The sequence below is a fragment of the Microbacterium jejuense genome, from assembly GCF_019511665.1.
GTDB classification, from domain to species: domain Bacteria; phylum Actinomycetota; class Actinomycetes; order Actinomycetales; family Microbacteriaceae; genus Microbacterium; species Microbacterium jejuense_A.
In genome coordinates, this window is the sequence record NZ_JAEUAW010000007.1 from 1 (window position 1) to 13,457 (window position 13,457).

General features: G+C 69.2%; 13 protein-coding genes. 4 read left to right on the forward strand and 9 right to left on the reverse strand.

The annotated features are described in order from the left end of the window. Nucleotides 1-712: PAS domain-containing protein (locus tag JNB62_RS10605; protein WP_220300854.1), on the reverse strand; the 712-nt coding region annotated here is incomplete at its 3' end. A gap of 187 nt (nucleotides 713-899) precedes the next feature. Here JNB62_RS10605 and JNB62_RS10610 point away from each other — a divergent pair. After that, nucleotides 900-2,381: a glycosyltransferase family 2 protein gene (locus JNB62_RS10610; protein ID WP_220300855.1), complete on the forward strand. Its 1,482-nt coding sequence runs from the start codon at nucleotides 900-902 to the stop codon at nucleotides 2,379-2,381. Nucleotides 2,382-2,557: 176 nt separating this feature from the next. Here the strand turns inward: JNB62_RS10610 and JNB62_RS10615 are convergent, their stop codons facing one another. The 3 genes from JNB62_RS10615 to JNB62_RS10625 all read right to left on the reverse strand — a co-directional run bounded on the left by JNB62_RS10615 (nucleotide 2,558) and on the right by JNB62_RS10625 (nucleotide 5,094). Continuing rightward, nucleotides 2,558-3,433 carry a response regulator transcription factor gene (locus JNB62_RS10615; protein ID WP_220300856.1) on the reverse strand — a complete coding sequence of 292 codons (876 nt, stop codon included), beginning with the start codon at nucleotides 3,431-3,433 and terminating at the stop codon, nucleotides 2,558-2,560. A gap of 117 nt (nucleotides 3,434-3,550) precedes the next feature. Further along, complete coding sequence (locus JNB62_RS10620) at nucleotides 3,551-4,552, reverse strand: glycoside hydrolase family 6 protein (RefSeq protein WP_220300857.1); 1,002 nt, start codon at nucleotides 4,550-4,552, stop codon at nucleotides 3,551-3,553. Nucleotides 4,553-4,581: 29 nt separating this feature from the next. Further along, nucleotides 4,582-5,094, reverse strand: coding sequence for a hypothetical protein (locus tag JNB62_RS10625; protein ID WP_220300858.1), 513 nt, complete (start codon nucleotides 5,092-5,094; stop codon nucleotides 4,582-4,584). 89 nt (nucleotides 5,095-5,183) lie between these two features. Here JNB62_RS10625 and JNB62_RS10630 point away from each other — a divergent pair, with 89 nt between their 5' ends. After that, the gene (locus JNB62_RS10630) at nucleotides 5,184-5,903 is read left to right on the forward strand and encodes an endonuclease/exonuclease/phosphatase family protein (protein ID WP_220300859.1); all 720 of its coding nucleotides are present in this window, start codon (nucleotides 5,184-5,186) and stop codon (nucleotides 5,901-5,903) included. A gap of 18 nt (nucleotides 5,904-5,921) precedes the next feature. On the opposite strand, the gene JNB62_RS10635 is transcribed toward JNB62_RS10630, so the two are convergent. The 3 genes from JNB62_RS10635 to JNB62_RS10645 are packed head-to-tail and all read right to left on the reverse strand — an operon-like array spanning nucleotide 5,922 to nucleotide 9,162. Then, a complete protein-coding gene (locus tag JNB62_RS10635; protein WP_220300860.1) occupies nucleotides 5,922-6,773 on the reverse strand; it encodes a hypothetical protein in 852 nt (283 codons plus the stop codon). Between the two features lie 24 nt (nucleotides 6,774-6,797). Beyond that, nucleotides 6,798-7,361: an LPXTG cell wall anchor domain-containing protein gene (locus JNB62_RS10640; protein WP_220300861.1), complete on the reverse strand. Its 564-nt coding sequence runs from the start codon at nucleotides 7,359-7,361 to the stop codon at nucleotides 6,798-6,800. A gap of 10 nt (nucleotides 7,362-7,371) precedes the next feature. After that, nucleotides 7,372-9,162 carry a DUF4012 domain-containing protein gene (locus tag JNB62_RS10645; protein WP_308291780.1) on the reverse strand — a complete coding sequence of 597 codons (1,791 nt, stop codon included), beginning with the start codon at nucleotides 9,160-9,162 and terminating at the stop codon, nucleotides 7,372-7,374. 140 nt (nucleotides 9,163-9,302) lie between these two features. Between JNB62_RS10645 and JNB62_RS10650 the strand changes: the two genes are divergently transcribed. Continuing rightward, nucleotides 9,303-9,806 (forward strand): VanZ family protein, encoded by a 504-nt coding sequence (locus JNB62_RS10650; RefSeq protein WP_220300862.1) that lies wholly within the window; start codon nucleotides 9,303-9,305, stop codon nucleotides 9,804-9,806. Here JNB62_RS10650 and JNB62_RS10655 read toward each other — a convergent pair. Both JNB62_RS10655 and JNB62_RS10660 read right to left on the reverse strand, forming a co-directional pair. Next, on the reverse strand, nucleotides 9,803-11,113 hold the full coding sequence (locus JNB62_RS10655; protein WP_220300863.1) for a UDP-glucose dehydrogenase family protein: 1,311 nt from the start codon (nucleotides 11,111-11,113) through the stop codon (nucleotides 9,803-9,805). The two genes, JNB62_RS10650 and JNB62_RS10655, sit on opposite strands and share 4 nt — an antisense overlap. Nucleotides 11,114-11,282: 169 nt before the next feature. Then, complete coding sequence (locus JNB62_RS10660; protein ID WP_220300864.1) at nucleotides 11,283-12,422, reverse strand: hypothetical protein; 1,140 nt, start codon at nucleotides 12,420-12,422, stop codon at nucleotides 11,283-11,285. A gap of 19 nt (nucleotides 12,423-12,441) precedes the next feature. Here JNB62_RS10660 and JNB62_RS10665 point away from each other — a divergent pair, with 19 nt between their 5' ends. After that, a complete protein-coding gene (locus JNB62_RS10665; RefSeq protein ID WP_220300865.1) occupies nucleotides 12,442-13,230 on the forward strand; it encodes a polysaccharide pyruvyl transferase family protein in 789 nt (262 codons plus the stop codon). Nucleotides 13,231-13,457: the final 227 nt, after the last annotated feature.

The window sequence follows — 13,457 nt, forward strand, 5'->3', positions numbered from 1 at the left end:
GGGTGGGATCGAGCGGGTCGAGGCCGTACAGCCGCGAGTAGGCGTCGTTGACGGCGAGGACGGTGCCCGCCTCCGACAGTCGCACGATGCCGGTGTCGATCCCGTTGAGGATCTCCATCGTTCGCCGCTCCTGATCGGAGCGCCGGCCGAGGCTGGCCGTCAGGCGACCCGCCTGCCGTCGCAGCAGACGCCGGAGCGAACGGGTCCGGCGCAGCGCGAGGTGCGCGGTGATCCCGATGAACGTGAGCGAGATCAGCACGACGAACACCCGCAGCGCCCCGATGCTGCCAGGCGTGATCGTCGAGTCGACGAGGAGGATGAGCCCGATCAGCGCCAGCATGACTGCGAGCGCGGTGGCGCGAAAATGCATGGCCACCCACATGACCGGGAACACCCAGAGGTAGCCGAGGCGCAGATCCGTCCCGCTGGAGACGAGACCGATCGCCAGGGCGTCGGCGAAGGGCACTGCGAGCACAGCGGGCGCCGGCAGCCGGGACCACGGGACGGCGAGCGTCGCGAGGGTCAGCACCACGACGGCGAGCGTCCCCACGAGGAAGTTCCACCGCCCGAACGTGGCAGGCTGCAGCACCATCACGAGGATCGCCGTGATGAGGACACTGGCCGCGAGAACGAGCTGGGTCAGCCAGATCGATCGCGTGCGGCCATCGGGCGTGCCGACGACGAACGTCGCCTCTGCCGCCCCGATCCGCATGGATCGATTCTATTTCGGCGTTCATCCGGGCTTTCGGGCGGCTCCCCGAGAAGTGCGGACCTCCCTTGCGGATGCCTTGCGCAAACCTTGCGGTGGCTCTGGCCCGCTCTCGGCCGCGCATTGCGCTCGACGTACGAGTCTGGACGCAGCCCGAAGACCTCGGGACGATGAGACGAGAGCGACGACAGTGACCGACTTGATGCCCCTCACCCGCAGCGCGCGGACCGCGCGACCGCTGCCGGCGGCGAGCGAGCTGGACGTCGTCGTCGACCCGTCGAACGGATTCGCGGACGACTTCGAGGCCGTCCTCGACGACGGGCCGACGCGCCGGTCGACGATCGGCTGCATCATCCCCGCGTACAACGAGGAGGAGTCGATCGCGCAGGTGATCGAGGGACTGCTCGCACAGACCCGCGTGCCCGATGTCATCCACGTGGTCGTGAACAACACCTCGGACGCGACCGTGCGCCTCGCATCGCAGTACGCCGGCCCTCACGAGCTCGCGACCGACCTCGGCGAGCAGTTCACCGAGGTCTTCGTGCATGACATCGGCAAGAACCCCGACAAGAAGGTCGGCGCGCTGAACTACGGCTACGCGCTCGTCGAGGGGTACGACTACCTGCTCGGCGTCGACGGCGACACCGTCGCCGACGTGCGGGCGGTCGAATACCTCGAGGCCGAGGCGATCTCCGACACCCGCATCGGCGGGATCTCGGCGATCTACTCGATCGACGACCGGCCGATCAAGGGCACCGTGGCGAAGTTCCTCACCACAGGACAGCGCTCGCAGTTCGCCGCGTTCAATCTGCACAACCTGCTGCGCGGCCGCAACATGGCCGTGCTCGGCGGGCAGTTCTCGATCTTCTCGACGCAGGCTCTGCGCGACGTCATGGCAGCCAACCGTCAGTCCACGCCGTGGGTGAAGGACTCCGAGGTCGAGGACTCGCTGCTGTCGCTGCAGATCAAGAGCGCGGGCTACCTCACCAAGATCAGCCCGTTCGCCCGCGCCGACGTCGGCGGGATGACGACGCTGCGCGCGCTGGACGCCCAGCAGGTGAAGTGGACGTATGGCGCCATCGAGCTCATGTGGCCGGGCCAGCGTGGCGACACAAGGGGGCAGCCGTTCCACCCCAACCTGCGCGTGCGCTGGCTGGAGAACTTCGGCATGCTCACCAACCTGTTCGTGCGAGTGGCGTTCGTGGTGCTGCTGGCCGGGTCGCTCTCGATCGGCGCCTTCGTGTTCTCGCCGTGGTGGCTGCTGGCGCCCGCCGTCGCGATCGCCCTGAACACCCGCATGGCGCTGACCATGCGCAACCGCAACGCGCGCGACATCCTGTTCGCGGTGACGCTGGTGCCGGCCGAGATCTACATGTGGCTGCGCCTGAGCTATTTCGCACGGTCGTGGACCCGGTTCCTCTCGCGCAAGAAGGTCGACAACTGGGCGATGCAGGCCAAGGCCGAGCGCGGTGCGGGGATCGGGCACTGGACGCCGCTGCTCGTGGTGATCGCGGTGCTCATCGCGACGGCCGTCATCTGGTCGATGCTCGGCCCGATGGTCCAGTCCACGATCCTCTGGATCGGCTGGCCGATCGTGGGGGTCGTGACGGTGCTGCAGACACTGTCCATGTTCTTCAAGCTCATCCGTCGACAGCACGGATACAAGGTCTGACCCGTACCCGAAACGGGTCAGCACTGGGGAAAGGGGCGCCGCGCCTGGGGCGCGGCGCCGGGGGAGGAGGCGAGAGAGCCCGCCGCGGGGAGGCGGCGGGAACTCTTCGCCGAGCGCCGCGGGGGCATTCGCGAGTGTGGGACGCGCGGATGCCCCCGCCGCGGCGATCAGCGGGATCAGGCCGATTCGGCCGTGAGACGGTATCCCACCCCGCGCACCGTCTCGATGTAGCGCGGGTTCGCGGCGCTCTCGCCCAGCTTGCGGCGCAGATTCGTCATGTGCGCCTCGACGGCGCGCTTGTCGGCATCCCCGACGTAGTAGCTCGTGACGTACGACTCGCCGCGCAGCACCAGGGTCAGATCGGCCTTGCTGCGCACGCGGCGTTTGGATTCCAGCAGGGTCGCCAGCAGGTCGAACTCGGTGCGCGTGAGATCGAGCTCGTCGCCGCCGACGAGCACCACGCGATTCTCGGGGTGCAGGCGCAGATCGCGGTGGACGAGCCATTCGCCGTCGGCGGGCGCCGGGGCGGAGACCGCAGGAGCGTCCGGCGCAGCCGGCACGTCGGGACCGACCGCCGAGACCACCGCGTCGGCCGAGATGGCCGCGCGCGCAACGGGGAACGACGGTCCGACGCTGCCCTGCGGGGCCGCGGGGGGTGTCGCCGGTGCGCTTCGCGATCGGCGCAGCAGCGCCTCGACGCGTGCCCGCAGCTCGCGCGGGCGGAACGGCTTCAGCAGATAGTCGTCGGCGCCTGCGCCGAGTCCCGCGATGACATCGGCCTCGTCGCTCAGGCCGGTCAGCATGATGATGAACGTGTCGGACTGGGCGCGGATGCGCTTGGCGGCCTCGATGCCGTCGATGCCGGGCATCGTGACGTCGATGGTCGTGAGCAGAGGCTTGTACGTGAGCACGGCCCGCACGCCGTCGATGCCGTTGCCGACCGACACGGTCGAGAACCCGGAGGATTCGAGCACCTCCGAGAGGATGTGCCGGATCTCGGGGTCGTCCTCGATGATGACCGCCGTCTTCAGCTCGTCAGCAGGGGTGCTCATGCGTGCGTTCTCTTCCGGACGGTTGCCGCAGCTGCCCCGATGACCGACCCCAGCCGCGGCCCCCGACGCATGCAAAGTACTCCCGATGCTACACAGGAGCCGGGGGGCGGGGCGGCCTCACTCGTCCGGCACGTCCTGCGTCAGCTCCACGGCGGCCTCCGGCCACCACTGCCCGGCGGGCGGACCGCCGTTGCACTCGCCGTCGCTCTCGCCGGGTGGTTTGATCCACAGATTGGTGTCGACGACGTCATCGCCGAGGGTGCCGCCGGGCTCACCGACGCGGCGGCCAGGCGGATTGCACCACTCGCCGTTCGACCCGGCGCCGTTGCGCGAGGTGTCGATGATCGCGTGCAGGCCGTCGAGCCGGGCGGCGACGTCGTGGGCGTACGCGACCTCGTCGGCGGTCGCCATGAAGTTCGACACGTTGGTGACGAATCCGCGGATGCCGCCACCTCCGTCCGCTCGTGACGCCCGGTCGACCTGCTCGATCAGCGCGGCCATCCGGTCGGCGGGCAGCCAATCCGAATGCCCGCCGTCGACGTAGATCCACGTGCGCTCCGCTGCGAGCGACTGGACCGCCCCGGCGAGCTGCTCGACGCGCTCCGCCTCGTTCCCGCATTCGGGGGCGAGCGCCAGGCTGTCGGGCTCGAGGACCACGATCGGCGAGGTGTCTGCGGCATCCCGCAGCGCGTCGCCGATCGCGCGGGTCCAGTCGGCATAGGAATCGGGATCGAGGCCGCCGGCCGAGTGCCCGCCGCAATCGCGTCCCGGCAGCCCGTAGACCACGACCGCCACGCGTGCGGATTGTGCGCGCGCCTCGGCGGCCAGTCGCGCGATGCGCTCGTCGACCACGTCGATCGGGTCGCCCTCGGGGGTGAGCCACACTGCGGTCGGCTGCTCGCTGAGGTACTCCGCTGCCGCGAGCTCGGCGCTGCCGGCGGGGGCATGGCGGGCTGCGTCGCTCGCCTTCGATCCGTCGGACGCCACCACGACCGTGCCGGGTCCCGGCGGCCGGGTCGTCTGTGCGCTGCTCACGAGCACGACGGCGAGCACGACGGCCGCCACCACGGCGAGCCCGGCCACGGCCAGGAGCACCGCCGTTCGTCGCGAGAGGGCCACGCAGCCGACTCTACGAGAGCGGTTCGGCCTCAGGCTGTGCGCGGACGCGTGGCGCCGAGACGGGCAGGCGCCGTGCGGCGGGTCGAGGTGCGCGGGGTGCGCCCGCGCGCACCGGCGCGGCCCGCCTGAGAGCCGATCAGCTCCAGCAGCGCGGCGGCCAGCGGGCTCGCGGCCGACGCCTCGGCCTCGAACGCGTCGGCGACCACGGTCGCGGCGCGCTCGAACTCCCGCGCGGCGTCGAGGGCGGCCTGGCGCTCGGCGACCACACGGGCCGCAGCGGCGTACTCGCCGCGCAGGCGGGCGCGCTCGTCCTCGTCGACGCCGGCGCGGCGGGCGGTGCGCTCCAGCGCCTCTGCGGCACGCGAACGCACAGCGACGGCGAGACGCAGAGCGCGCTCGGCCTCTTCGCGCGACGTGCGACTCGCGCCGACCGCCTCGGCGAGGTCGGTGCGGACGGCGTTCGCGGTCGCGGGCACGGAAGTGGATGCTGCCGACATGAGGTCCTCCAGGTTCGGGTTGACGAATACCAGGAGCGGCGGCATCCACTTTTCGTACATTCCGCTGTGAGGTCAGCACGCAGACGCCGAGAGGACACCCGCCGGACAGCCCGTCGGCATAGGCTGGCCACGACATGAAGGTCATCTCGTACAACCTGCGCAAGCACCGTGCGGCGGGGGAGCTCGTCCACCTCGTGGAACGCCACGGGGCGGACGCCCTGTGTCTGCAGGAGGCCGACACCAGCGACCTCCCCGAGGAGATCGCCGGGCTGCGGCTGGCCGATTCCACGCAGCGCAACCGTCTCGGGCTCGCCGTCTACTACCGCGAGAACACCTACCGCGCCGTCGACGTGCGAGCGCTCGCGCTCAAGAAGTCGCTGCACGACCGCGTGCTGAAGCCGGCGGAGGAGCGGCTGCTCGGCGCGCGGCTGCATGACATCGACGAGAACCACGACGTGATCGTCGCGTCGTTCCACGCTGCGCCGCTCACGGCCCTCAACTCCCTGCGACGGCACCAGATCCGCACCGCGCTCGCCGAGCTGCAGCAGCTGGGCGAGGGCGTGCCGGCGATCATGGTGGGCGACTACAACTATCCCGTGTTCAAGGAGCGTCTCGGCCAGCACGTGCGCGACCAGGGCTACGAGCTGAACCTCTCGGACTCGCGCACCTACACGCGGTACCGCTTCTTCCGCGGACACTACGACTTCGCGACGTCGGTCGGATTCGAGATCGACCGCGTCCGCACGCTGCCGCAGGGCCTGAGCGACCATCTGCCGATCCTCGTGACGGCGCGCCCCGTCGCGGGTGTCCGGCGGACGGTCGAGGTCGCCGAGGCCGAGACCGGCGCCGCGTAGCGCACGGTCGTCGACACCTCAGGCCGCGATGATCGACGGGTCGGGGTCGGGCCACTTCTCGACGCCCTGCACGACCCAGAACGCGAAGAACAGCGCGAGCGCGGCGGTCTCGACGATGAGGACGATCGGGATGCCGGCGGCCCCGGTCTGCGGAAGCAGGATGGCGTAGGCCACGAGCAGCACGATGAGCCCTACGGCGATCGCGAGGTACAGGACGCGGAAGACCGGCGAGGGCTTCGGGCCGCGTCGAGGAGAGGCGTTGCTCACGGCGGCCGCGGCGAACAGCCCGAAGAACGCCGTCGTCGCGGCGACGTGCGCGTACTGCAGGAACGCCTCGCGCGCGAAGCCCCACGTCAGCGCCACGACGGCCAGCACCACGACCGCGATGAGCAGCGACGGCCACGCCGCCGCGAGCGTGACCTGACGCAGCGCCGCCAGCAGCAGCGCGACCAGCACCACGAGCCCGCCGACCACGAGGTACACGAAGACGCCGTTCGCGGCATCCCCTTCGTACTGAGGCGGGAAGCAGCGCGTCGTCCCGGGGCACGCCACGGGCACTCCCGGCACCGCGTCGGGAGCGAGCGTTGTCGGGACCAACGCGATGAGCGGGGCGAAGAGCGCAGCGGCGTCGAAGAGTGCGCGTTCGACGCCGCGTCCCGACAGCGCGAGGAGGGCGAGGGATGCCGCCACCAGCGCACCCACGAAGACGTCGCGCGCCGGCGTGTAGAAGTAGTCGCTGATCGACGTCAGCCAGCCGTACGTCGTCGCCGCCTGTGCGACGGCGAGGAGGATCGCGACGACCGTGCCGGCGACGCCGATGCGCAGGTACCGGTAGGTGCGTTCCAGCGACGTCGAGACGGCGGTAGCCATGACGCCACCCTAGCGATCGGCCGGTCAGCGCATATCGCGCCGGCGACGGACCGCCGCCACGATGGCGAGCGCCGCACCCGCGAGCAGCAACACGCCGCCGCCGATCCAGAGGCCGACGGTCTGGCCCTGATCGAGACCCGTCGAGGGCAGCCCATCTGCACCCGTGATGCTGACGGCTGCCGTGCCGCCGGCGGACGTGGCCGAGACGGCAGCGATGTTGTAGGTGCCCGTCGCGTTGGACGGGAGTGTGATGTCGATGGGGGCGAGCGACCCGTCCGCGGCCGACTTCGTCGTGCTGCTGGCCGTCGTGATCGCGAACCTCACCATGCCGATGCTCGCGTCGGCGCCGTTCTCGCCCGTGACCGTGATCGTGACGGTCTCGTCCGCCGAGAAGGTCTCGGCCGCGCACGCGAAGACGACGGTGTCGCCGGCCTGCGCTGTCGCCGGTGTGGTGGTGCACGAACCGGAGGGCGGATAGATCGTCGACGCGCTCGCCGCTGCCGGTGACGCGACGACCGCTCCCAACGCGAGCGTAGCGATGAGCGCGGCGCGCAGGAGGACGGGGGAGGTCGGTGCGGTGGCAGCCATTGAACGCAGTCTACGAATCACCACAGACCGCGGCAACCACGGTGGGCGGGGTGAGCGTCGGGGTCGTGACGGCTTCCAGCGTCGGACCGACCGGATTGCTCGCATGGGCGGTGATGGTGACGGTCGCGCTCGCACCTGGTGCGAGGTCAGTCGTGAAGCTCACGACGCGCCTGCCGTCGTGCGTGCCGCCGCCGAATCCCGAGCCGTCCGACATGGTCGCGTCGACGAGATCGAAGCCTTCCGGCAGGTAGAGGTAGCCCACGGTGCGGGTGATCCCGGCAGGTACGCCGAATGCGCCGTCGCCGGTGACGTAGCCGGGCAGGTTCGCGGCATCCGCGGGGGCGGTGTTGACGATCGTGACGGTGAGCACGGCGTCACCGGTAGCGGCTCCGGAGGCATCGGCGGTGCAGCTGTCCCACGTCAGGCTGGTCACGACGTTCTGGTAGAAGTCCATCTTGGAGCCGGTGCCGTCGTTGACGTAGACCCCGAACCGGGAGGTCTCGTCGTTCGACAGGGGCAGGCCGGCGGAGAGCGTCGTGTCGGTGAGGAGGCGTTGCTCGTCCTCATGCGCGCTCCACAGCAGCAGGCGGTCTTCGTCACCCGACCGCGTCAGAGCGGCGACGAACGTCGTCGGGTCGACCTCACCACCCGACAGCTTCGCGAAGACCTCCGCGGCCGCCATGGCGAAGAAGGCGTCCTGGTCGGCGGGCCGGGTGTAGCGCGCGTAGACGTCGTTGAGCAGCAGCGGCACCGCGGTCTCGTCAGTGAGTACGTCGCCCGTGCGCAGGGTGATGGGGCCGGTCGCCTCGAGCAGGTACGAGAGCGCGACCGGGTCGAGGGCGATGACGCCGTCCACCTGCTGTCCACCGTGCTCGCGCGCCCACATCTCGCGGGCGAGCGCCGCGCTGACCGCGAAGTCGGGTACCTGCGTGACGTTCTGGATCCAGCGGCCGGGGCGATCGCCGTAGATGGTGAGGATCTCGTCGTCGAGGGGCAGCACCGACTCGTCGTAGCGCGGGTAATCGCTCGACGACTCCTGCGCGGTGAGGCTCAGCGCGCCGCCTTCCGTGTGGATGAGGGCCATCGCTCCGGGAATTCCGCCCAGCGACCGCCACTCCGCGTTGTTCTGGAACAGAACCAGGTAGTTGCGCGGCCCGTCGGCGCCGAGCATGGAAGGGATCAGCTGCGTCGCCCGCGCGAGGGCGTCGGTGGCGACGGCGGCCTCGTCGAGCAGCTCGTCGACCTGGTCGACCGCCTCGCCCACGGGCGGGACAAGGGCGGTGCGATCGATCGCCGATACGGATGCCGCAGCCGCCGACAGCGCGTCGGCCGCCGTCGTGGCAGGACCGCTGATCTCTTCCAGCGGTGCGAGGTCGAGGCGTCCGCCCTGCGGGCGCAGAGCATCGAGCTGGAAGGAGGCCGCGACGTCGGAGAGCGGGCGCAGGGCGGTGTTGGCGACGGCGTCGAGGGTTTCGGCGACTGAGCCGACCGCCGCCAGCTGGGGTCCGACCCAGGGGAGCCCTTCGGCGAGCTGCCACACCGGGTCTGATGTGAGGGCGTGCGCCGCGCTGGTGTCGGCGGCGAGCGAGGCAATGGCGTCGCCGGCGGCGGCGGGGTCGGCGAGGCTGGCGCGCACCGTGCTCGCGGTCTGCTGCGCAGCGCTCAGATGACCGTAGGCGAGGGCTCCGCGGATGCCGATCCACGCGGCGCCGAGCACGACCAGCAGAAGCACCACGCCGAGGGCGGCGGCGAACACGCCGCCCGCGAGGCGCGCACCGCGTGGCAGGGGCGAGTCGGTCACGCGCCCAGCCTACGATGCGCCTCCGAGCGTCGGACCCCGCAGCGGCGTCCGCGGACGCTCCCGGCTCCCCGATTCCTCGCGCGAGTAAACTCGCCCCACTGCGCGGCAGCGTCGCGGCGCCCGATCGAGGGGAGCCCGTCATGACCGGTACGCCCGCCGTCGCGCATGTCACCGCGCCTACGGCCGTCGTAGCTACCGTGGCCCGGCGACGCGATCAGCGAAGCGCCATCGGTCTGCTCGCCGTCTACGGTCTGATCCTGGCGCTGATCGCGTTCTGGCCGATGCCGGTGGATCGTGGAGCATCGGGACTGCTGCGCGCGATCTCGCAGGTCGTGCCCTGGCTGACCTACGACGTCATCGAGACGACCGCGAACGTCGCGCTGTTCGTGCCGTTCGGCGTGTTGCTGGCACTCGCTCTGCCGCTGGATCGCGGACTGGTGGTGCCGCTCGCGCTGCTCACGACACTGACGATCGAGTCCGGGCAGGCGCTGTTCCTGGCCGAGCGCACTCCGAGTCTGCGTGACGTCGTCGCGAATGTGGCCGGCGCGAGGATCGGCCTCGCGATCGTCCGCGTCGTCGAAAGGCGAGCCCATCTGTCCCCCTCCCGTGAGAGACCGTCCGCGCCGCGCGGCTCGCACGGCTAGGGCCGCCCCATGCCGTAGTACGTCCACCCCGCGGAGCGCCAGGCCGCGGCATCCCATCCATTGCGTCCGTCGATGACGACTCGGCCCGAGGTGAGAGTGGAGGCGTGTTCAGGGGTGAGGTCGCGGCGGTACTCGTCCCATTCAGTGACGAGCACGATGGCGTCGGCCTCGCGGAGTGCTTCGTCGCGGTCGGCGACGTAGTTCAGCTGCGGGTGCAGACGCTGCGCGTTTTCGATGGCGGCAGGGTCGGTGATCGTGACCCAGGCGCCGAGGCCGTGCAGGCGGATGGCGACGTCGAGGGCGGGGGAGTCGCGGATGTCGTCGCTGTAGGGCTTGAAGGCGGCGCCGAGCAGGGTGACGTTCTTCTTGAACACCGATCCGCCGAGCGCGTTGATGACGAGGTCGACCGCGCGATCGCGCCGACGGAGGTTGATGGCGTCGACTTCGCGGAGGAAGGCCACGGACTCACCGCGACCGAGCTCTTCGGCGCGCGCCGAGAACGCGCGGATGTCTTTCGGGAGGCACCCGCCGCCGAATCCGATGCCCGCACCGAGGAAGCGGCGGCCGATGCGCACGTCGTGTCCGATGGCGTTGGCGAGCTGCGTGACGTCGGCGCCGGTGACCTCGGCGATCTCGGCCATCGCGTTGATGAACGAGATCTTCGTCGCGAGGAACGCGTTGGCCGCGACCTTGACCAGCTCGGCGGTAGCGCGGTCGGTGACGATGAACGGCGTCTCCTTGGCGACAGCCGGATGGTAGACCTCTCGCAGAATGTCGGCGGCCCGTTCGCCCTCGGCGCCGGCGCCGACGCCAACCACCAGGCGATCCGGATCGATCGTGTCTTTGACGGCCCACCCTTCGCGCAGGAACTCCGGATTCCATACGAGGGTTGCACCGGTCGCCTCGATTCGCGGCGCGAGGTCGGCCGCCGTGCCCACAGGCACCGTCGACTTGCCTGCGACGACGTCACCGGCCGACAGATAGGGCACCAGGCCGTCGACCGCGGCGTTCACGTAGGTGAGGTCGGCGGCGTAGCCGTCCCTCTGCTGCGGCGTTCCGACGCCGATGAAATGCACCTTCGCGCCGGCTGCCGCGGACATCTCCGTCGTGAACTTCAGGCGGCCCGACTCGACACCAGCTGTGAGCAGTTCCTGCAGGTCGGGCTCGAAGAAGGGCGCTTCACCTCGCGAGAGAGCCTCGACCTTCCGCCGATCGACGTCGATGCCGACCACGTCGTGGCCGATGGAGGCCATTGCGGCCGCGTGAACGGCTCCGAGGTATCCGCAGCCGATGACAGACAGTCGCATGGTTCTCCGTTTCGTGGGGCGATAGGGAACCGGTCATTCCTATCAGACGGTTGTGTCCTATTGATTTCGGAACGCTTTTGCAAGGAAGTCCGCAGTTCTCATCGGTGAGGATGGCGTTGCGATTCCGCGCCGGAACAGCCCGGGGAGAATGGTGTACGACGATTCTCGCTCAGTTCCCGGCGACTGAGCGATAAAGCCGGCCGTAATCGGCCCCGATATGCGTCCAGTCACGCATCGACAGATCCAACGAGTCGACCGGCGGTGCGGACTCAGTCAGTGCAATCGCACGGCTGAGGTGCGCTGCAGTCAACGGGCCGTCGAAGAGCATGACCCACCGGTCTCCCAGCTCGCGCCGAAGGCTCTCGGTCGACGGCGTCCGCGGTACCAGCACCGGAACCCCCAGCGTCAGTGCGAGGAAGATCGACCCGGAATTGTAGAGCTGGCCATACGGCAGCACCACGACCTGTGCGGTGCAGATGACATTGACCAGGTCCTCCTCCTCGAGTTCGCTCAACATCAGGCTCACGGGGGCCGTCGCTGCGGATTCCTCGATCGCGCGGTGCGTCGATTCGTTCCACGGCTTACCTGCGACCACGAGCGATAAGGATGAGTCAGTGACTGAAGCCTCCCTGAAGGCAGCGACCAAGCCGGGCACGTTCTTGTAGTCACGAATCGCGCCGAAGTAGACCAGCCGCCCATCGACACGCGCGGTCTCGGCACGCCGCGCGTACTTCTGCCGGTAGTCGCCGTGAGGTATGACGTAGATGGGCTTGACGGGATAGCCCGTCAGGGAATCGGTGTCATTCAACGCAACAAAGGCGGCCGCGGAGTCGTAGACCCGGTCGAGGGTGCTGCATTCCGCCCGCGACATCGACTCATGCGGAGAGAGATTGTGGATCGTGACGATCGTCTTTGCATGCATTCGGCGGGCACGGCGAAGAACGTGTCGGAGAGCGGCTCTCTTCAGCGCGGCCTTCGCGGGGTGCGGCGCTCGGACGAGATTCTCCGGCCACTGGAAGTGCAGAACGTCGAACTTTCCGAACAGCGCCGTGCGCCAACTGAACCACTCGGATTCGATGTACGTAGGGAGATTGGACACGAGGAGTTCCGCGAACGGATTAGTCCGTGAGTTTGGCTTCACGACGCTCTGGAGGACCGCCACTCTCGTCAAAAGCTTCTCCTCATCATCCGCGGCGCGATTCAGGTCCAGCGTGGTTGTGCTGCCACGAGATTGCAAACCCGTTCCGGCATGACGCCGTTGCCGAACGATCCAACCGTCGCACATATACTTCGAATCGGCCGCAGTCACCCTGACGCAAAGGACGACATTGACCGCTGTTCGTGGAGTTGAAGTGTTTCACTGGAACCCGAAGCGGCCCGTCATTCGCGGTCGCGTGGGGAGGCTCGTGCCGCTTCGCCGTCCGGTCGGCAACTTCGGGGACCTGCTCGGCCCGGAGGTGGTGGATCGCCTGGCACCCGACTCGTTGGCGCCATCCGGGTCGCCGCGGTTGCTGACGGTGGGGTCCATCGTCCACTTCGCCGCAGACAGCGATGTCGTCTGGGGATCAGGCGTGAACGGGAAGGTCCCGACAACGGATTTCCGCGCGAAGCGACTAGACGTGCGCGCAGTCCGAGGACCGTTGACAGCGGAATTTCTGCAGGCCCGCGGCATCGATGTTCCCGAGGTCTTCGGTGATCCGGGACTCCTCGCGCCCGCGCTCCTCGGCGTGAGCCGATCCGACGCCCCTCGTATCGCGGTGACGCATCTGCCGAACCTGCATGATGCTCGTGAGTGGAGAAGACTCCCGGGCTTTCTGAGTCCGACGACCGACCCCCGTCGTGTCTTCGAGAGGATCGGGCAGAGCCGGCTCGTCGTATCGTCCTCACTGCATGGTGTGGTGATCGCCGACGCCCTCGGCGTGCCCGTGTCGCTCGTGCGGCCCATGAAGGAGAGCCTCTTCAAGTACCAGGACTATCTCGAGGGCACTGGACGGCGCCTTGGACACGTCAGTGCCGATGTCGGAGAGGCGCTACGACACCGGTTGGAGCCGCTGCAGTGGGACTCGGAGCCGCTCGTTGCCGCCTTCCCGCGAGACTTATGGGTTCCGCCGTCATAGATGACTCGGGACCTGAGTCAGTCCAACGCCGCGACCCCGGCGACCGGCTGAGAGAGGCGGCTGATGTCCTCGTGTCGTCTCCTGGTCGTATCGGAAAAGGAACCAGACCTGTCGTCAAAATGTCCGGCAGCTCAAGATGTCGCCGCGACGGAATTACCCCTAGAGTGTTTGCGGGCCTCTTGTGGCGACGATGGCGCGGGCTCGGTGATCCGCAAAGCGGATCGCTG